Source organism: Moritella sp. Urea-trap-13 (assembly GCF_002836355.1).
Lineage (GTDB): Bacteria > Pseudomonadota > Gammaproteobacteria > Enterobacterales > Moritellaceae > Moritella.
Genome location: NZ_PJCA01000001.1, coordinates 480975 through 500391 on the forward strand (window position 1 = coordinate 480975; position 19417 = coordinate 500391).

Below are 19417 nucleotides of genomic sequence, written 5' to 3' on the forward strand. Positions count from 1 at the left end.
ATTAGCGTGTTTAATCCGGTAATTAAGGTAAATTAGTCTAGCCGTTAGTGTTCATTTACCTAACCGCTAGTACATATTTTCCTAACGACAAGTGCAATTGCGCTAATTAAACAAATACGCTACTATGGACGTCGGTACGTATTTTGTACGACATATACTTTATATGTATAGTCATAAACAATTAATGGAATGGGTTTTAGAACAATGCAAACCACAATGCTAAAAGGTAAGTTACACCAAGCGCGTGTAACACATGCGGAACTAAATTATGAAGGTTCATGTGCAATCGATCAAGATATGCTTGATGCATCAGGGATCCTAGAATATGAAGCAATCGATATCTACAACATTGATAATGGTGAGCGCTTTTCAACTTACGCAATCGCTGGCGAACGCGGTTCAAAAATCATTTCAGTGAACGGTGCTGCAGCACGTAAAGCCGCAGTAGGCGATCGCATCATCATCTGTGCTTATGTTCGTATGGATAATGAAGCAGCGAAACAACACAAGCCTTCACTTGTTTATCTTGATCAAGTGAATGATATTGTTCGCACAAGTAACGATATTCCAGTACAGGTTGCCTAGTTAGCAAACCGATACGGAATAATGAGAAACCAGCTTAATGCTGGTTTTTTTATGCCTGCCATTTACAACCATCTACATGATGATGTGCTTAATCATAAATTACAGGTAATAAAAAAGAGCACCGAAGCGCTCTTTTTTGATATCAACATGGTTCATATCAGTAATAGTTAAACCTTACATAACAAGGATTATGCAGGTTTAGTTATTAAAGTGATTCAGCCGTTGCGATTACGTTAGCAACAGTGAAACCGAACATTTCAAACAGTTGCTCAGCAGGAGCTGATTCACCGAATGTAGTCATACCGATGATAGCACCGTTAAAGCCTGTGTATTTGTGCCAGAAGTCAGCAATACCCGCTTCAACTGCAACACGTTTAACAACGTCTGAAGGTAAAACTGATTCGCGGTATGCTGCGTCTTGCTTGTCAAATACATCTGTAGCAGGCATAGATACAACGCGAACCTTACGGCCTTTCGCTGTAAGTTCTGCAGCCGCTTTAGTACAAAGTTCAACTTCAGAACCCGTAGAGATAAGGATAAGCTCTGGTTTGCCATCACAATCAACTAGTGTGTAACCACCTTTAACAACGTTGGCTAATTGTGCTTCATCACGTGGCATAGGTGCTAGACCTTGGCGGCTGAAGATTAATGCAGTTGGACCGTCTTTACGTTCAATTGCATATTTCCAAGCAACTGCTGATTCAACAGAATCACATGGACGCCATGCGCTCATGTTTGGTGTTAGACGTAAGCTTGCAACTTGTTCTACTGGTTGGTGAGTTGGACCATCTTCACCAAGACCGATTGAGTCATGTGTATAAACTTGGATGTTTTGCACTTTCATCAATGCAGCCATACGCATTGCGTTACGCGCATATTCCATGAACATCAGGAATGTAGCACCGTAAGGCGTGAAACCACCGTGTAAAGACATACCGTTGATGATTGCAGTCATACCGAACTCACGTACACCGTAGTGTAAGTAGTTACCAGATGCGTCATCAGCAGTGATTGCTTTAGTACCAGACCACATTGTTAAGTTAGATGGTGCTAAATCAGCAGAACCACCTAGTAGTTCAGGTAATATTGCACCGAATTCTTCGATACAGTTTTGCGATGCTTTACGTGTTGCTACTTTTGTAGAGTCAGCTTGTAGCTGCTTGATGTAAGCCGACGTTTTAGCTTCCCAATCAGCTGGTAATTGACCAGAAGTACGACGCGCGTATTCAGCAGCTAGTTCAGGATATGCCGCTTCATATGCAGCGAATTTTTTATTCCATGCCGCTTCCGCTTGTGCGCCAGCTTCATTAGCATCCCATTCAGAATAGATATCAGCAGGGATTTCGAATGCTGGGTGTTTCCAACCTAATTTCTCACGTGTAGCAATGATTTCTGCGTCACCTAGAGGAGCACCATGACAGTCATGCGTACCTTCTTTGTTTGGTGAACCGAAACCAATTACTGTTTTACAACAGATAAGGCTTGGACGTGATGTTTCTGCTTTAGCAGCATCAATTGCCGCTTGGATTTCAGCAGGATTGTGACCGTCTACAGAAACAACATGCCAACCGTAAGCTTCAAAACGTTTCACAGTATCGTCTGTGAACCAGCCATCAACTTCGCCGTCAATTGAAATACCGTTGTCATCCCAGAATGCAACTAGCTTTCCTAGGCCTAATGTGCCAGCAAGTGAGCATGCTTCGTGTGAGATACCTTCCATTAGACAACCATCGCCTAGGAAAGAATAAGTAAAGTGATCAACAACTTCATGCTCAGGTTTATTGAACTGCGCTGCTAATGTTTTTTCAGCAATCGCCATACCAACAGCATTAGTAATACCTTGGCCTAGTGGACCAGTCGTTGTTTCAATACCAGGTGCATAACCGTATTCAGGGTGACCCGGTGTTTTTGAATGCAATTGACGGAAGTTTTTCAACTCTTCAATTGGGAGTGCGTAACCTGTTAGGTGTAGCAGTGAGTAAATAAGCATTGAGCCATGACCGTTTGAAAGAATAAAGCGGTCACGGTCAACCCAGTTTGGATTGGCTGGGTTATGGTTTAGGTTTTTACGCCACAATACTTCGGCAATATCTGCCATGCCCATAGGTGCGCCTGGATGGCCTGAATTTGCTTGTTGAACTGCGTCCATACTTAGGGCACGAATTGCGTTCGCTAGCTCTTGACGAGTTGGCATATTTTGCTCCTGCTGAGAATAATTTAAAATACTTTTAAGCTGTTATATTGTCATAAAATTATCTTATGTATAACAAGTTTTTTGAGTTTATTTATATTTATCGATTTTTAACTTCACGATTACGCTTTAACATTCTAAGCTAACCACAAGTGGTTTCGAATGAAAGCATTTTAGCACTCAAACGAATTTCAATGTGTACTTTTATTCGTAATTATGTGAGCGTCACACAGAAAATATATTTTTTAATCGCCATTATTTTTTATTCTGCCTATCTAAAAAGAGATACTATCCATGCTGTTTATTCGCTATACTGTTTTGGCATTGCTCCTCCACAACGATTTAACTAAAAGCTATTACACAACGATAATAAATAACGCGATAATACCGCTATATTTACCTTGCGCTAACGCCTAGTTTTTACGACTCGAACGAGCTTATTTGCACTCTTCTCACTCGAACAGGCAGCTAATACGCATGGCTAAATCTCCCAATTTTAGATTTTTTCAAGGTGGTATTCTTAAACACCGCACCAGCCCCAAAATACTCTCAACCAAACATGATTATATCGTCTTGCTTGCCCTTTCTGCTGGTGTAGGTGCTTTAACGGGTCTGATTATCGCATTGTTTGAAGGTTCTATTTTGTGGGTTAATGAGCACCGCATGCAACTTTTTGAACAACTTACATTTCCATCTGCAGTGAACATTCTTCTAATGATGTTAATAGGGGCTGTTATGGTTGGGTTTGCTTTCTGGCTCACGCACCGTTTCGCTCCGGAGACTGGAGGCAGCGGTATCCCACATATCGAAGGAGCGCTCGATGGTATCTATGACATTCGCTGGCGTCGTGTTTTACCCATTAAGTTTATTGCCGGAACGCTAGCCATAGGCTCTGGCATGGTACTAGGCCGCGAAGGTCCATCAATTCAAATCGGCGGTGCGATCGGGCGTATGTTTTCAGATACAGCCAAGCGCTATGCACATGCAACACATATTTTAACCGCGGCAGGAGCCGCAGCAGGTCTGGCAGCAGCATTTAATGCACCACTCGCTGGGATATTATTTGTCATTGAAGAGATGCGACCACAGTTTCGTTATAATATCACATCGATAAAGTGTGTGACGTTAGCTGCAGCAGTTGCGACTATTATAATGCGCTCATTTCATGGACAACAAGCAGTTATGCACATCCCCAAATTTACCGTGCCACCGCTATCTTCACTTTGGTTATTTCTGCTATTGGGCACTATTTTTGGTGTCATAGGGGTGAATTTCAACCGCTGGATTTTAAGCAGCACCAAATACCTAAAACAGCGACAAGATGAAAAGCTCAGCCGTATAGTGATGACAGGCATGACATTTGGCGGCGTATTTACTCTCATGCAAATTCTTGCACCGGATACAGCTGGTAGTGGTATTGAGTTAATCACCATTATTATTCAGGACCCTCTAACCTGGCTGTTACTAGTAGCATTATTCCTAGTACGTTTGTTCGGAACTATCGCTTGTTTTGCTTCAGGCGCACCTGGGGGTGTATTTACTCCAATGCTCACGCTGGGTACTTTATTTGGTTTAGCCTATGGTGTGATAGCTGCCGATTTGTTTCCAGGCTTCGTCGCAGAGCCTGCGGTATACGCAGTTGCTGGTATGGGGGCATTATTTGCAGCCACCGTCCGAGCACCAGTAACCGGTATCGTATTAGTGGTTGAGATGACAGATAACTATGCGCTTATTCTACCTTTGCTGATGACCTGTCTGGGAGCTACATTTATAGCGCAGGCGCTGGGTGGTAAACCACTTTATTCTGAATTACTCAAATTATCATTGAGGGAGAATAAAGAATTAACGCAACACAAATAAGTAGAAAATAATTACACGACACGTTTCAGATTAAGTCATTATTAATTTAAAATATTACGACTAAAAAAATTAAAGCATCCGATAAAGGATGCTTTAATTTACAATAAGATTAAGTTCTACTCGCTCTTAGAATACCCACGCTAAACCAAATAGAATGTCTGCGGTTAGACGTTCTTCAGGCATGTTGTCGTACTCAACTGTTGTGTGATTATACTCAACAAACAAACTTGCAGTCGGCATTAGCGCATATTTAGCACGGAAAACCCACTCGGTGTAATTTTCAGTGTCGCCAAATGCTAGGATTTCAGGGCTGTAATGGAATTCAGCTTCTAAGCTAAATTCTTCAGTTAGACGTAAGCCACCTAAACCACCAAATGCCAATGCATAACCATCACCATTATCGTTATCCATTCTCAGGCCTTTCGCGCCCAGCTCAAAGAATGTTGCACCCGCATCTTGAAACGCATAAATACCAGTATCTAAGGTATAGCCGTTATCGATAGTTTGTAGGTAATCACCTTTAACCTTGAGTGCTTCTTGTAGCTCAACATCATAACCCAATACGATATTGTCGTTGTTGAACGCAAGTGAGACGTTTGATGCTGCACTACTAAAACTAGTAAGGCTAGCAAGTAATCCAGCCGTGATAACGAATGATTTTTTCAATGACACTTTATTCTTCCCAATGGCAAATGAGTGGTAGTTACATGTAATGATAGTGAACGAATAATTATTTTCAGCTGAAAAATGTTCGTCACTTCATACTTTTAATACTTTCGCACTATGCTACTGCATATTGGCTGTTTATAACATATATACATAAATAAAATCCGCTGATAACAGGTCTTTTAAACAATTTGCAAAATAAATATGACCTAGGGTCTATCTTAATACTGCTAAGATCGTTTAGAATAGCCGTCTAGATGTTAAAACTTCTACACATATGAACGTACATCACGTCGATTGTGTTTAAATTAAGAGAGAATTAAAACCATGGCTAAACACTTGTTTACCTCTGAGTCAGTATCAGAAGGTCATCCTGATAAAATTGCAGACCAAATCTCCGATGCTGTACTTGATGCAATCATCGCTCAAGACCCTAAAGCACGCGTAGCCTGTGAGACTTATGTTAAAACAGGTATGGTTATGGTTGGCGGTGAAGTTACTACTAACGCTTGGGTTGATATCGAAGAGATCACCCGTAAGACTGTACGTGAAATCGGTTACATCAACTCAGAAATGGGTTTTGACGCGGATTCTTGCGCAGTATTAAACACCATCGGTAAACAGTCTCCTGATATTAATCAAGGTGTTGATCGTGATGATCCACTAGAACAGGGTGCTGGCGACCAAGGTTTAATGTTTGGTTATGCAAACAATGAAACTGAAGAGTTAATGCCTGCGCCTATTACTTACTCACATAAGCTGGTTAAACGCCAAGCTGAAGTGCGTAAAAGTGGCACACTTCCTTGGTTACGTCCTGATGCAAAAAGCCAAATCACATTTGCTTATGACGACGGTAAAATTGTTGGTATCGATGCAGTTGTTCTTTCAACTCAGCATTCTGAAGATATCAAACAAGCAGACCTTGTTGAAGCTGTGATGGAAACTATCATCAAGCCAGTTCTACCTGAGCAATGGTTAAACAAAGACACTAAGTTCTTCATTAACCCAACTGGCCGTTTTGTTATCGGTGGTCCAGTAGGCGATTGTGGTCTAACTGGTCGTAAAATTATCGTGGATACATACGGCGGCATGGCTCGTCACGGCGGCGGTGCATTCTCTGGTAAAGATCCTTCAAAAGTTGACCGTAGTGCCGCATACGCAGCGCGTTATGTAGCGAAGAACATCGTAGCGGCTGGCTTAGCTGACCGTTGTGAAATCCAAGTTTCTTACGCTATCGGTGTTGCTGAACCAACGTCAATCTCTGTTGAAACATTCGGCACAGGTAAAGTAAGTGAAGAGCTATTAATTAAGCTTATTCGTGAACATTTTGAATTACGTCCACACGGTCTAATCAAAATGCTTGATCTTATGCGTCCTATTTATCAAAGTACGGCTGCTTATGGTCACTTTGGTCGTAGCGAATTCCCTTGGGAAGCGACAGACAAAGCTGAAATCCTACGTGATGCAGCTGGTCTTTAATCAACACTAGCGTTTAGCTAACAGTTGATCGCTTCTAATTAGATAGTTGATAGCTTTTAATTAGGTAGTTGATAGTAAGAGGCGCTTTTGGTAATTTAACCAAAGCGCCTTTTTTTATAGATGACGATCATGCAAGACAGCTCAGCTCAGCCAAATTCAACGCCAATTCTCAATCCACAAACTCTTAATCAACAGAGTATCGAGAAGTTAGTGCTAGACAAGATCACCGCCTGTTATCTGCAAGCAGAACAACGTTTAAATCGCACTTTCTCCCGTCCAATTATCAATTTCAATCAACGTGGTAAAGCCGCCGGTAGCGCCAGATTACAAACCAATGAGTTACGCTTTAACCCTATTTTATTACAAGAAAACCAGCAACACTTTATAATGCATACCGTCCCTCATGAAGTTGCTCACCTATTAACGTATCAACTTTATGGTCGTACTAAGCCGCACGGCAAAGAGTGGCAGCAAATCATGAATCAAGTATTTGACCTCGCAGCCAAAACAACACATCAATATGACGTCGCCAGCGTAAAAGGTAAAACCTTTAGCTATGTTTGTCAGTGCACAAACCACCAACTAACTATTCGTCGTCATAATAAAATAGAGCGTGATAATATCAAATATATCTGTCGTTTATGCAAACAAAGTTTAAGCCGAGAACATTAAATAACATTTAATAACAGTAAGTTAACTTTACACCAGAGAAGTGACAAGGTGTTTGATAATAATCTGAAAAATAAGCTTATATAGGTGTATTTATCTAATATCATCAGATAAAATGACGCTATACATACTATTGTGATAGGGAACTAGGTTATGACTCACACGTTAGATACTGCGAAATCAACCGATTATGAAATGGAAAAACTGATAACAGCAGTTTTAAAGCGTAACAAAGATCAAGCAGAGCAAATTGCTCGTAGTCTCGATCTCAGCGCTTTATCTATCTCTCAACGTATTTTCATGGCGAAGTCCGGTGTGTTAAAAGAAAAAATGCTAATAGATTCTGATATCGCCGTGCGTTACGCCGCGTCTCGCGCAAACTAATCACGTCGAACTCAAATCTAAAGAGCAGTTGTTATCATCTGCTCTTTTTTTATGCCTGCTTTTTAGCGCTCCTTTTTATACCGTCACGTCCCTCCGTAGACTCAAAAATTTAGTTTCGTCTCCTCTTTTTTAAATCATCTATTTCAGCGTCATCATAAGTTGCCATTAAATAACCCCTGCAATCACAAAACCACACTAATTTCACTATCCTAAAGTCTTATTTTAGCTGTGCTACAATGTTGAATTATTACATTGGAGCAGTCTGTAATGTTAAAACAACTCAGTATTATGGTTATATCAACCACGTTATTACTCCCCTCTTTCTCTTATGCTTCTGATAATGGCAATCAAACTAACCAATCTTTTAGTAAAGCCAAAAAGATGCTCGAAAGGCAGGTATACAATGATGTACCTAAGCTGACTATCTATTGCCTAGCTGATTTCAATAGTAAAAAGAAGATCACCGACCACAATGGTTTTACATCAACAAAACATGTAAAGCGTCAGGCCAAAGTGGAATGGGAACACGTAGTGCCAGCAGAGAATTTCGGGCGTAACTTTAGCGAGTGGCGTGAAGGTGATAACGCCTGTGTGAACAGCAAAGGTAAGAGTTTCAAAGGTCGTCGTTGCGCCGAAAAAATGAATATCCCTTACCGTTACATGCAAGCGGATATGTATAATCTGTACCCTGCTATTGGTGCTGTTAATGCTCTGCGTAGTAACTATAATTTTGCATCTCAGGTAACCGCAGAGAAAAATCAATTCGGTAGCTGCCCGATCAAAATTAACAACAAAACAGTACAGCCGCCCAATTATGCCAAAGGCCAAATAGCCCGTGCTTATCTGTATATGGAAGCTGCTTATCCAGCCTATAACATAGGTAGACAAAAACGTGAGTTGCAAGCATGGGATAAACAATACCCAGTAACGCAGACTGAATGTCGACGTACACAACTGATTGAAAGCCTGCAGGGGAATGAAAATAGGGTAGTTAAGTCGGCGTGTATAGATCGTGGGTTGTGGTAACAACGTAAAATAACGAATAGCGCTACAAGGTCTACATCGCCACGTTTAACTGTCGCCTTGTAGACTTATTGTGTGTTTGCATGGTGCCACTGTCGTTGTAACTCTGCGTGGTTCACGCCAATCCATTTTTGTAATCCCTGTAATTGCTTAAACGGAATCACACCACTTATGACACTACCGTCAGCAATCGCGACACGGCAGTTTCTTTCTTTATATTGCGCTAATACATGCGGTACTGCCACTTTATTAGGGCTACCAATTTGAGTCGCTAAACCCAAAAATATTGTACTCGATGGCATTACTTTACCTGTAACATAGCTTTAGACATGTATGATTATCATTAAATTCTCATGAAAATAAAGAGTAAAAATAAAAGTAAACACCAAGTATTATGCCTACACGCTAATTTTTGATTATATTAAATAGCTAAGGCATTAATAAATCATACAAATTCGGTGTATGCAGCTCCATATAAATCGCTGGCGATGCTAATGCTGTAAATCCAAATTTGTGATATAAAGCATGCGCATCTCTAGTCGCTAGCATCATACGTCTGAGTCCCTGTAATTCTGGATGCTCTAATATCGCTGCCATCAGCAATTTACTCAAGCCTTTAGCCTGGTGTGCTTCTAACACAAATACGTCAGCTAAATAGGCAAAAGTAGCCTTGTCGGTGATCATGCGTGCAAAGCCTACTTGCTCACCTGCTTGGGTAAACACACCAAAACATAATGAATTTTCAAGCGCTCGCTGTAAGGTTGCAACAGGGATCCCTTTCGCCCAATATGACCCAGCTATAAACCCGTGTATAACATCTAAATCCATATCAGAAAAATTAGCACTGACGTTATAAGCTTCATCCATAATTATTACCTTCCTTATTACTTAAATTGCTAGCAGCCATTAATACTTAACACCCATTTAAGGTTACAATAACCTATATAATAACTTTATTGTTAACAAAGGATTGCCATGAAAATTGATCTCACATTAAGCGGCTTAGTTGCACAGAAGCACACATTTACCTTGCCACTTGATTACAACAAGCCTGACGGTGACAGTATTAACGTCTTTGTACGTGAACTTGTCGCGTCAGATAAACAAGATCAAGACCTACCGTATTTGGTTTATTTTCAAGGTGGTCCAGGCTTTGCCGCTGTACGTCCAATGGCCAATGGCGGCTGGATCAAACGGGCATTACAAGAATATCGGGTATTACTATTAGATCAGCGTGGCACAGGACTATCAACACCTATCAGTTCAGTCAGTCTTGGCCACTTAACACCCAGTGAACAAGCTAACTACTTAAGCCATTTCCGCGCCGATAATATTGTCCGTGATGCTGAAGCGATCCGAGCACAGTTATCACCATTTAATACTTGGAGCATCATCGGCCAAAGCTTTGGTGGTTTCTGTGTATTACGTTATTTAACCGCGGCGCCAGAAGGCCTAACGCAAGCCTTTGTTACCGGCGGATTACCTTCACTAACACGTCCTGCGGATGAAGTTTACCAAGCAACCTATAAACGTGTGCTAGCAAAAAATAGCGACTTCTTTAATCGTTTTAGCGACGCGCAAGATCTTGTCACTGCATTAGCAACACATATTAGCGAACACGATACTTACCTTGCCACAGGTGAGAAGCTTACCGTTGAAATGTTACAACTGCTTGGTGTTAACATCGGTATGGAAGAAGGCCCTGAAGCGGTTTATTACTTACTGGAACAGGCGCTTATCACTACACCGCAAGGCACGCAAGTTAACCCGCTATTCTTAGCACAGTTCTGTCAGTTCCTTGATTTCAATAGCAACCCGCTCTTTGCCGTGCTGCACGAGTCTATCTATTGCCAGCAGCAAGCATCAAATTGGGCTGCGCATACTGTTCGCGCTGATTATGATGAATTTAATTACAAGCCGGGTCAGCCGTTCTTATTCACTGGTGAAATGATTTATCCGTGGATGTTCGAACAATTTAATAACTTAAAACCACTGCAAGCAGCGGCGCAACAGTTGGCAGGTAAACAAGATTGGTCAGATCTTTACGACCTTGAAGTACTTAAAAATAATAAAGTACCAGTGGCCGCAGCTATTTATAGCGAAGACATGTATGTGGAAATGCAATACAGCCTAGAAACCGCTGCACGCGTTAATAACCTCAAGTACTGGTTAACGTCTGAGTTCGAACACAACGGTATCCGTATGGACGGTGATAAAGTGCTGAGTAAGCTTATCGACCTAAATAATGGTGTTACGCTGCGCTAACCACATAATTAAAACTTGTCAGCCTGCTGCTGCAACCAAGCTAATAACACCTTAACGCGCGGGTTAGGTGTTATATCTGCGCTATATACCGCGTGATATTGATACGTGGCAGGGCTAATCAGTGCCGGAAAAGGCGCGATCAACTCACCACTGCGTAAATGTTTATCAACTAGACGTTTACGACCAATCGCCAAGCCAGCATTATTAATCGCGGCAATCATAGCGAGATCGGAACGATCAAAACTTAAACCACGATTATAATTAACCCCACTTATCTGATGACGCTCGACCCATTCTAACCATTCCGCATTATAAGCCGCTTGGGGCCAAGCTTTGCAATCATGCAATAGGCTGCAATGACGAATATTGTCGGGGTTATCAATTAGGTTATGTAACTCAGCATAAGCCGGAGAGCAGACTGGCGTGACTTCTTCTGACATTAATTCAATGTTTGATAATCCCGGAAAAGGCCCCGAGGTATAATAAAGCGCAACATCAATAAATTCAGTTTGAAAATTAATATCATCATTACCGGTCAGAATATCCAACTGAATAGCCGGATATTGACGATGGAAATCATGGATACGTGGTACCAGCCAACACAATGAAATAGACGGTCGGGCATAGATTGTCAGACGACCAGATAATTCATTACTGCGAATATCATTTAACTCTTCATCCAATGAATTAAATAACTGCTCGCAACTGCGGCATAAGCGTGCACCCTCGCCCGTCAATTTAAGCTGTTTATGCAAACGATGAAACAGCTTAAAACCAAGTTCTTGCTCCAGCTTGGCAATGCGATGACTCACGGCGCTAGGGCTGAGGAAAAGCACCTCTGCCGCTTGCGTAAATGAACCATACTGCGCTGCTTTAACAAAAGTATCTAGGTTAGCTAATTGACTACCGCTAAATTTTTTATGACTACCGAATGTTAATTCCATGACTAAAATACTTCCATTATAAACAAAACCGAGTCCTAAGAGACCGTCGTTGAATTTAACAGATCGCATATCAAAAGGCTCAACTTTTAGCGAGTTGTAAATAGGCTGTCATTTCCGCCTCTGGCACCATACCGCCGCCAGTAGCCCAGACTAAATGGGTAGCATTCACTAATTTATCAGTAAGTTGCATTCGTTCAAGGTAATCCGCATTGTTGGTAACATGAACAATACCCGGCATGCCTGCCAGTGCAGAAGGCTCTAATTTAAGCAGTTCAGTCTCATGTACCAGCCCTAATAACTGATACATGTCCGCATCTGTTAAGGTGATATAACCATCTAACATCCGCTCCATCGCTTTACCGATAAACCCCGAAGCGCGACCAACAGCAAGGCCGTCGGCAGCCGTGACATTATCAATACCGAGATCTTGCACCGAGATCTGATCATGCAACCCAGTATAAACGCCTAACAACATACACGGAGAATGAGTCGGTTCCGCAAAAATACAATGCACATGATCGCCAAAAGCTAATTTAAGACCAAACGCAACGCCACCAGGACCGCCACCAACACCACAAGGTAAATAAACAAATAACGGATGCTCGGCATCAACAACGATGCCTTGCTCATCAAACTGCTGCTTTAAGCGCTCTCCAGCAACGGCATAACCTAAGAACAGCGACGTCGAGTTTTCATCATCAACAAAATGACAGAACGGGTCTTGCAGTGCTTCTTCACGACCTTTTTCAACCGCAATGCTGTAGTCAGATTGATACTCAACCACATTCACGCCATGCTGACGCAAGCGATCTTTTTTCCACTGCCTTGCATCAGCAGACATATGCACACTGACCTGAAATCCTAAACTGGCACCTATAATACCAATCGATAAGCCTAAGTTGCCGGTTGAACCAACTGCAATTTTATATTGACTGAAAAATGCCTTAAATTGTGGCGAATTAATTTTACTGTAATCATCATCGATACGCAGTATACCCGCAGATATGGCCAATTTCTCTGCATGCTGCAGTACTTCATAAATACCACCTCGCGCTTTAATTGAGCCCGATATTGGCAATTGCGCATCAAGCTTGATCATCATCCGGCCTGGTAAGTCACTCTGATAATGTTTACCCAACGCCGCTTGCATCAGCGGTATAGCCTGTAACCGAGACTCAATAATACCGTTACTTTTTTGTGTTTCAGGAAATGCCAGGCATAGAAAAGGTGCAAAACGTAATAAGCGATCACTGGCATCTTGTACATCAAGCGCGGTTAAACCAACATAAGGTAAAGCCTCGACATAGCTCGTTACCTTCGGATTGAACCAACTCAGCGGTTGAAGATCTATCAGTAATTCCAGCAATGGAAACTCATTTATTAGTTGTATTATTCGCGTATTGTTCATCATATGCTCTTCATTAAACGATTAAAAATAGTATGCATTGACTCTACTAGTACGAACAAAGGATCAATTTTTAGCCTTAGGATGAATCTGACGATGCCATAAATGAGACTGATATCACTTCTCTGACTGCGCCAGTAAACAACTATTTTATTTGTTAACTGATAAATTTCATCTGCTCATAAAAAAAGTGGGTATAATCATTTTATTAACTACATATTTAAATAAAGGTAACCAGCATGCGTCATCCTCGCATCTTCGAATCCGGCGAACTAATCGTGGGTTCTAGCTTTGAATTATCACCAGACGGCGCAGGCCACGTTGGTCGTGTATTACGCATGACAACCGGTGATACGCTAACTTTATTTAACGGTAAAGGTGGCCAATACCAAGCCACAATTGAACAAACCACAAAAAAATCAGTGACAGTTCAGATTGATGAATTCCAAGATATTAACAGTGAATCGCCATTAAAGATCCACCTTGGTCAAGCGATCTCGCGCGGCGAAAAAATGGATTTTACTATCCAAAAATCAGTCGAGCTGGGTGTAACAACTATCACGCCACTGTTTAGTGAGCGTTGTGGTGTTAAGCTATCTGGCGAGCGTTTAGAGAAAAAAGTACAGCAATGGCAAAAAATTGTCATTTCTGCGTGCGAACAAAGTGGCCGTAACTTCGTGCCACAAGTATTAGCACCAAAACAATTAAAAGACTGGGCAGCAGAAGAAACGACAGAACTTAAACTGAACCTGCACCCACGCGCAAAATACAGTATTAACACCTTACCCGAGCCTACCAATGGCGTGCGTTTGTTAATTGGTCCTGAAGGCGGTTTATCTGCGGATGAAATCAGCATGACAGAGCAATTTAACTTTGAAGAAACGTTATTAGGTCCTCGAGTATTACGAACAGAAACAGCAGCATTAACGGCAATCACCGCACTACAATGCCGCTTTGGCGATTTAGGATAGGATAAAGAATATGACAATTAAACTTGGCATCGTGATGGATCCCATTACAGACATCAACATTAAAAAAGACTCTAGCTTTGCAATGTTAATGGAAGCGCAAAACCGTGGTTACGAACTTTTCTACATGGAAATGCAAGACCTATTTATGCTTGAAGGCCGTGCATATGCTGCGTCTCGTTCATTGAAAGTACAACAAGACCCAGCAAACTGGTACGAATTAGGTGAAGAAACTAACCACCTAATTTCAGATTTAGACGTAGTATTAATGCGTAAAGATCCCCCGTTTGACACTGAATTTGTTTACGCTACTTACATGCTTGAACGCGCAGAAGACGAAGGCACGTTAATCGTGAACAAACCACAAAGTCTACGTGATGCAAATGAAAAACTGTACACGGCATGGTTTAGCGAATTCACCCCGACAACGCTAGTAACACGTCGTAAAGACAAATTACGTGCGTTCCATAACGAACACAAAGACGTGATCTTAAAGCCATTAGATGGCATGGGCGGCGCATCAATCTTCCGTCTTAACGAACAAGATAAAAACGTTAGTGTGATCATCGAAACACTGACTGAACATGAAACGCGTTACTGTATGGCACAAAAATTCATTCCTGATATTAAAGATGGCGACAAACGTATCTTAGTGATTGATGGTGAACCAGTACCGTATTGCCTAGCTCGTATCCCAGCAAGTGGTGAAACGCGCGGTAATATCGCAGCTGGCGGTCGTGGTGTAGCACGTCCATTGTCTGAAAGTGATTGGAAAATTGCCAAAGCATTAGGCCCTAAGTTAAAAGAAAAAGGTCTGATCTTTGTTGGTCTAGACGTGATTGGCGACAAGCTAACTGAAATCAACGTCACTAGCCCTACTTGTATTCGTGAAATCGAAGCAGCTTATGATGTAAGCATCACAGGCATGTTGATGGATGCAATTGAAGTACGTTTAAACAAAGCTTAATTTACCTGCGGCTCTTAATCGCTAGCCAAATGAAGAGCCAAACTAAACATAAAATAAGCATAAAATAAATCATAGCTTATCGTGAATCTTCACCGCTTAAGCTATGATTGTCTGCCATAATAAATTCACTGCTAACAACAAAAGATAGGCCTATGGACTCTTTGCAAGATCACTTCCTTATCGCAATGCCAAGCATGAAAGATGGTATTTTTGAACGCTCTGTTATCTATATTTGTGAGCATAACAACGAAGGTGCGATGGGTATCATCATCAACCTGCCCGTTAATATTTCTATCGACGAGTTGTTATCACAAACTATCGAACCTGACCTCGACGATGAAACAGCCGCACTAGCAGAGCCAAAAACCGTCATCAATGATCCGGTATTTAAAGGTGGTCCAGTATCTGAAGAGCGTGGTTTTGTATTGCATACCGCCTCTCCTGGGTTTAGCTCGAGTTTACAAATCAATGATGAGTTGATGATCACCTCATCACTTGATGTATTAGCGACACTAGGCACCAACAAACAACCTGACAATTATATTGTCGCGTTAGGGTATTCCGGTTGGACTAAAGGCCAGTTAGAACAAGAAATAGCAGACAACAGTTGGCTAACCATTAATGCCGATGAAGATATTCTATTTAACGTGCCCGTACACCAACGCTGGGAACAGGCCGTGCAGAAAATAGGTATCGACGTCAACCAATTATCGAGTCAGGTAGGACACTCGTAAAGCCCCCTACGGAGAAGAATATGAGTAATGCAGAAAGCGGACAAAGAACCTTACTTGGTTTTGATTTCGGAACAAAAAGTATTGGTATTGCTGTTGGCCAAGAGATCACTGGCACAGCTCGCCCGCTTGTGGCTTTTAAAGCCAATGATGGTATTCCCGATTGGGATTTAATCGAGCAACAAATTAAAGAATGGCAACCAGATCTGGTTATCGTCGGTAAGCCACTTAACATGGACGGTACCGAGCAAGAGATCACCAAGCGTGCGATCAAGTTTGCCAATCGTCTAACAGGCCGGTTTAATGTCAAAACAGAAATGCATGACGAACGTCTAACAACCAAAGATGCCAAAGCCCGTTTATTTGAAGAAGGCGGTTTTAAAGCCCTGCAAAAAGGCGCAATTGATAGTGCCTCAGCCATGGTTATCTTAGAAGGCTGGATGGAATCACAATACGGCGCAGAGTTATAAATAGGACACGCACAGCATGACGTTTATTAATGGATTATTACAACGCTTATTATTCACTTTTGGCGTCATGCTATTTATGCAATTACCACAGTTTATCGATCATTACAGCCAACAATTTTCCGGTTATTACCTTGCCCAGCAAACCCAGCTGCAACAATTTCAATTCATTGCCGATACTAACTTTAGTGGCCAGCTCGACACACTGATTGCCGACTTTGATGCTAGTCCTGCACCAGCAGTGCAACAAGTAGGTAAGCAAGTATTCACCTTACAACAGTCATTACCGCTACTGGCCGCAGATTTAGCGATCCTGACCGACGGTAGTTATGTAAATAAACTGGGTTATTTTATCACCCGAGTCGACAGTAAATTAGCTGAAAATACCTTATCACTGTACACCCCTGGCATCCCTTTGAGCCAAGCGGCGATAGTGACAGGGTTAATTGGCGGCGTAAGCTTGAACCTATGTTGGTTACTGAGTTTAAAACTACTCTCAGTTATTTTCTTCCGTTTGCGTCTTTTAACTAACAAAACAACTAACAAGCCTGCTTAACGGCGCTATTCGACTATAAATATTTTAAATATCAGTACGGCAAACCTCAATAAAAGCAGCATCGATAAAGGCTTATTAATAAAGGCTATTCACCAAAGGAAGTATCATGAAAAACGTCATTATTGTTGGAGCTACTGGCGCAACAGGCTATCAACTTATGCAGCAGTTAATCAATGATCCAGCAGTTGAAAATATCTATGTTGTGCATTATCGAGTAACGCCTTTCGCGCATCTCGACAAAGTAACTGAGATCACCCTAGATTTAGCCAATTTTGATGATTTAGATATTACGGTAAATAGCTCTGTGGATAGTGCCAAAGAAATTGATTGTGCTTATTGCTGCCTTGGCACTACCCGTAAAAAAGCCGGTTCGTTAGCCGCATTCAGACAAGTCGATAAAGACTATATTGTTAACTTCGGTACTTGGGTCGCAAATAATACCAAGGCGCAATTACATGTCATCAGTGCTGTCGGTGCCAACGCTAAATCAGCAAGTAGTTACTTACAAACTAAAGGTGAAACAGAGCTGTTATTACGTCAGTTACCGCTCGCGGCTTTATTCCTTTATCAACCAACACTGTTACACGGTAAGCGTGACGAATTTAGATTAATTGAAGCTGTCGCTTATTACCCACTGGCGATATTATCACTGCTGCCTTTGACGTTATTAAAGCAGCAAAAGCCGATAGCCATCGACCAACTTGCTAATGCTATGTATCAACTGAGCCAGCAAGTAACTGATGGCCACCACGTCATCAGTAGCCTAGAGATACAACAGTATTAAAGCTTATTTTATAGTGCACTTATAAAGAGTCTGCACGCAGTTCCGTTGCAGCTTCGAGCACCAGTTGACGGAACCAGATATGGCTAGCGTCATGATGTAACAACGGGCTCCAGATCATCTTCAATTCAATATTCGGGATCGGAAACGGCGGTTCAAGCAAAGTATAATTACTGTTATTTTGATGGATTAGCGCTGCCTGAGTGGGTAGTGTGGCAATCAGTTCATCTTGTAGTGCTAGCTGCATCGCGACATTATAGTTACGGGTAAATACCTTGATATCGCGTTTCTTACCTAAGCGATTAAGTGCTTCATCCACCCAACCCAACTTCTGCACATCATGCGGATTCATGCCGACACCAACGCCAAAACCAGTCTTCGATACCCACACGTGTTTAGAGTCTAGATAATGGTTAAGGTTAAACTTATTCACGATCGGGTTATCCGCATTCATCATGCAAGTAAACGAGTCATGCCATAAGGTCTTTTGATAAAACGATTGCGGTAATTCATCAAAGCGGTTAATCGCCATATCAATCTTGCCTTCCTCGACATCATGGAAGGTCACATCCGATGGCGTCATGATATCGACCGTCATATTTGGCGCAACCTTACTCAACTTACTCAGTAAGCGCGGGATCAGCGTCGATTCAGCATAGTCACTGGCCATAATACGAAAAACACGCTGACTGCTCTGATCAAATTCTTTTTCTTCTTGTAAGGCTTCTTCGAGTTCCAACAGTAATTTTCTGATCACTGGGGCTAATTTACGTGCCTTTTCAGTTGGGGTCATGCCACCAGAGGTACGTACTAAAACTGGATCGTCCAGTAGAGTCCGTAATCGGCGTAAACCGTTACTCATTGCTGGTTGGGTAATGTTAAGCATACTCGCCGCGCGGGTTACATTCTTCTCACGCAGTAAAACATCGAAGTAAATCAATAAATTAAGATCAATCCCTGATATATTCATAAAATAAATACCTACAATAAAAAATTAATAACGCATTAATGAAACAGCGCTAATTCAATGATATAAAAGCTGACATCTCGTCAAATTTACTCATATCTACCAACTTCAACCAGAATACACCATAAATGAGCTAAATGAACAGCGCATATTATTCACCGTGTGAATGGCGACTATAGAAATTATAAACTAACTAAATATCAATTGAGCGTTTAATATTAACTCATCAAAACGCAAACGAATAAAAGGCTTTAGTCGCTGCGTTTCAATTTAATTAATCATCATTTGATCACTGAAAGGGATTTGCTATGTCAACATACAACACTGATATCGATGCGGTTGCTACACTAAAAGCTGAACATGGTTCTAAATGGGCTGCAATTAACCCAGAATATACGGCGCGTATGCGTGCTCAAAACCGTTTCAAAACAGGTATTGAGATTGCACAGTACACAGCAGACATTATGCGTGCTGATATGGAAAACTATGATAATGATTCTTCACTGTAC

General features: G+C 41.6%; 20 protein-coding genes and 1 pseudogene. 14 read left to right on the forward strand and 7 right to left on the reverse strand.

What is annotated here, in order from left to right:
- The first annotated feature begins 204 nt into the window (after nucleotides 1-204).
- Nucleotides 205-585: an aspartate 1-decarboxylase gene (gene panD / locus CXF93_RS02140; RefSeq protein WP_101060654.1), complete on the forward strand. Its 381-nt coding sequence runs from the start codon at nucleotides 205-207 to the stop codon at nucleotides 583-585.
- Between the two features lie 205 nt (nucleotides 586-790).
- Here the strand turns inward: panD and tkt are convergent, their stop codons facing one another.
- On the reverse strand, nucleotides 791-2779 hold the full coding sequence (gene tkt / locus CXF93_RS02145) for a transketolase (protein ID WP_101060655.1): 1989 nt from the start codon (nucleotides 2777-2779) through the stop codon (nucleotides 791-793).
- Between the two features lie 474 nt (nucleotides 2780-3253).
- On the opposite strand from tkt, the gene clcA reads away from it, so the two are divergent.
- Nucleotides 3254-4636 carry a H(+)/Cl(-) exchange transporter ClcA gene (clcA, locus tag CXF93_RS02150; RefSeq protein ID WP_101060656.1) on the forward strand — a complete coding sequence of 461 codons (1383 nt, stop codon included), beginning with the start codon at nucleotides 3254-3256 and terminating at the stop codon, nucleotides 4634-4636.
- Nucleotides 4637-4762: 126 nt separating this feature from the next.
- Here clcA and CXF93_RS02155 read toward each other — a convergent pair whose 3' ends face one another.
- A complete protein-coding gene (locus tag CXF93_RS02155) occupies nucleotides 4763-5308 on the reverse strand; it encodes a YfaZ family outer membrane protein (RefSeq protein ID WP_101060657.1) in 546 nt (181 codons plus the stop codon).
- Nucleotides 5309-5629: 321 nt separating this feature from the next.
- Between CXF93_RS02155 and metK the strand changes: the two genes are divergently transcribed.
- The 4 genes from metK (at nucleotide 5630) to CXF93_RS02175 (ending at nucleotide 8860) form a co-directional block, all read left to right on the forward strand.
- Nucleotides 5630-6781 carry a methionine adenosyltransferase gene (gene metK, locus CXF93_RS02160; RefSeq protein WP_101060658.1) on the forward strand — a complete coding sequence of 384 codons (1152 nt, stop codon included), beginning with the start codon at nucleotides 5630-5632 and terminating at the stop codon, nucleotides 6779-6781.
- A gap of 129 nt (nucleotides 6782-6910) precedes the next feature.
- Complete coding sequence (locus CXF93_RS02165) at nucleotides 6911-7453, forward strand: SprT family zinc-dependent metalloprotease (RefSeq protein ID WP_232784069.1); 543 nt, start codon at nucleotides 6911-6913, stop codon at nucleotides 7451-7453.
- A gap of 150 nt (nucleotides 7454-7603) precedes the next feature.
- Entirely contained in the window at nucleotides 7604-7834 is a 231-nt protein-coding gene (locus CXF93_RS02170; protein ID WP_101060659.1) for a hypothetical protein, read from the forward strand.
- 267 nt (nucleotides 7835-8101) lie between these two features.
- Nucleotides 8102-8860 carry an endonuclease gene (locus CXF93_RS02175; RefSeq protein ID WP_101060660.1) on the forward strand — a complete coding sequence of 253 codons (759 nt, stop codon included), beginning with the start codon at nucleotides 8102-8104 and terminating at the stop codon, nucleotides 8858-8860.
- Nucleotides 8861-8925: 65 nt separating this feature from the next.
- On the opposite strand, the gene CXF93_RS02180 is transcribed toward CXF93_RS02175, so the two are convergent.
- Both CXF93_RS02180 and CXF93_RS02185 read right to left on the reverse strand, forming a co-directional pair.
- Nucleotides 8926-9159, reverse strand: coding sequence for a DUF4160 domain-containing protein (locus tag CXF93_RS02180; RefSeq protein WP_101060662.1), 234 nt, complete (start codon nucleotides 9157-9159; stop codon nucleotides 8926-8928).
- 127 nt (nucleotides 9160-9286) lie between these two features.
- Entirely contained in the window at nucleotides 9287-9724 is a 438-nt protein-coding gene (locus tag CXF93_RS02185) for a GNAT family N-acetyltransferase (RefSeq protein WP_101060663.1), read from the reverse strand.
- 108 nt (nucleotides 9725-9832) lie between these two features.
- Here CXF93_RS02185 and CXF93_RS02190 point away from each other — a divergent pair, with 108 nt between their 5' ends.
- Nucleotides 9833-11122 carry an alpha/beta fold hydrolase gene (locus tag CXF93_RS02190; RefSeq protein WP_101060666.1) on the forward strand — a complete coding sequence of 430 codons (1290 nt, stop codon included), beginning with the start codon at nucleotides 9833-9835 and terminating at the stop codon, nucleotides 11120-11122.
- Between the two features lie 8 nt (nucleotides 11123-11130).
- Here CXF93_RS02190 and dsdC read toward each other — a convergent pair whose 3' ends face one another.
- Both dsdC and dsdA read right to left on the reverse strand, forming a co-directional pair.
- Nucleotides 11131-12066 carry a DNA-binding transcriptional regulator DsdC gene (gene dsdC / locus CXF93_RS02195; RefSeq protein WP_101060668.1) on the reverse strand — a complete coding sequence of 312 codons (936 nt, stop codon included), beginning with the start codon at nucleotides 12064-12066 and terminating at the stop codon, nucleotides 11131-11133.
- A gap of 79 nt (nucleotides 12067-12145) precedes the next feature.
- A complete protein-coding gene (gene dsdA, locus CXF93_RS02200) occupies nucleotides 12146-13474 on the reverse strand; it encodes a D-serine ammonia-lyase (protein ID WP_101060670.1) in 1329 nt (442 codons plus the stop codon).
- Between the two features lie 236 nt (nucleotides 13475-13710).
- Here dsdA and rsmE point away from each other — a divergent pair, with 236 nt between their 5' ends.
- The 6 genes from rsmE to CXF93_RS02230 all read left to right on the forward strand — a co-directional run bounded on the left by rsmE (nucleotide 13711) and on the right by CXF93_RS02230 (nucleotide 17944).
- Nucleotides 13711-14442 carry a 16S rRNA (uracil(1498)-N(3))-methyltransferase gene (gene rsmE, locus CXF93_RS02205; RefSeq protein ID WP_101060671.1) on the forward strand — a complete coding sequence of 244 codons (732 nt, stop codon included), beginning with the start codon at nucleotides 13711-13713 and terminating at the stop codon, nucleotides 14440-14442.
- Nucleotides 14443-14452: 10 nt separating this feature from the next.
- Nucleotides 14453-15406 (forward strand): glutathione synthase, encoded by a 954-nt coding sequence (gshB, locus tag CXF93_RS02210; protein WP_101060673.1) that lies wholly within the window; start codon nucleotides 14453-14455, stop codon nucleotides 15404-15406.
- Nucleotides 15407-15558: 152 nt separating this feature from the next.
- Nucleotides 15559-16140: a YqgE/AlgH family protein gene (locus CXF93_RS02215; RefSeq protein WP_101060675.1), complete on the forward strand. Its 582-nt coding sequence runs from the start codon at nucleotides 15559-15561 to the stop codon at nucleotides 16138-16140.
- Nucleotides 16141-16160: 20 nt separating this feature from the next.
- Complete coding sequence (gene ruvX / locus CXF93_RS02220) at nucleotides 16161-16607, forward strand: Holliday junction resolvase RuvX (protein ID WP_017220155.1); 447 nt, start codon at nucleotides 16161-16163, stop codon at nucleotides 16605-16607.
- Nucleotides 16608-16623: 16 nt separating this feature from the next.
- Nucleotides 16624-17160, forward strand: a complete 537-nt coding sequence (locus CXF93_RS02225; RefSeq protein ID WP_101060676.1) for a DUF2937 family protein — start codon at nucleotides 16624-16626, stop codon at nucleotides 17158-17160.
- Between the two features lie 106 nt (nucleotides 17161-17266).
- Complete coding sequence (locus CXF93_RS02230; RefSeq protein ID WP_101060678.1) at nucleotides 17267-17944, forward strand: short chain dehydrogenase; 678 nt, start codon at nucleotides 17267-17269, stop codon at nucleotides 17942-17944.
- 19 nt (nucleotides 17945-17963) lie between these two features.
- Here the strand turns inward: CXF93_RS02230 and CXF93_RS02235 are convergent, their stop codons facing one another.
- Nucleotides 17964-18911, reverse strand: a complete 948-nt coding sequence (locus tag CXF93_RS02235; RefSeq protein ID WP_101060679.1) for a LysR family transcriptional regulator — start codon at nucleotides 18909-18911, stop codon at nucleotides 17964-17966.
- A 305-nt stretch (nucleotides 18912-19216) separates the two neighbouring features.
- Between CXF93_RS02235 and CXF93_RS02240 the strand changes: the two are divergent.
- Nucleotides 19217-19417 (forward strand): annotated as a pseudogene (locus CXF93_RS02240) (isocitrate lyase); the annotation flags it as partial.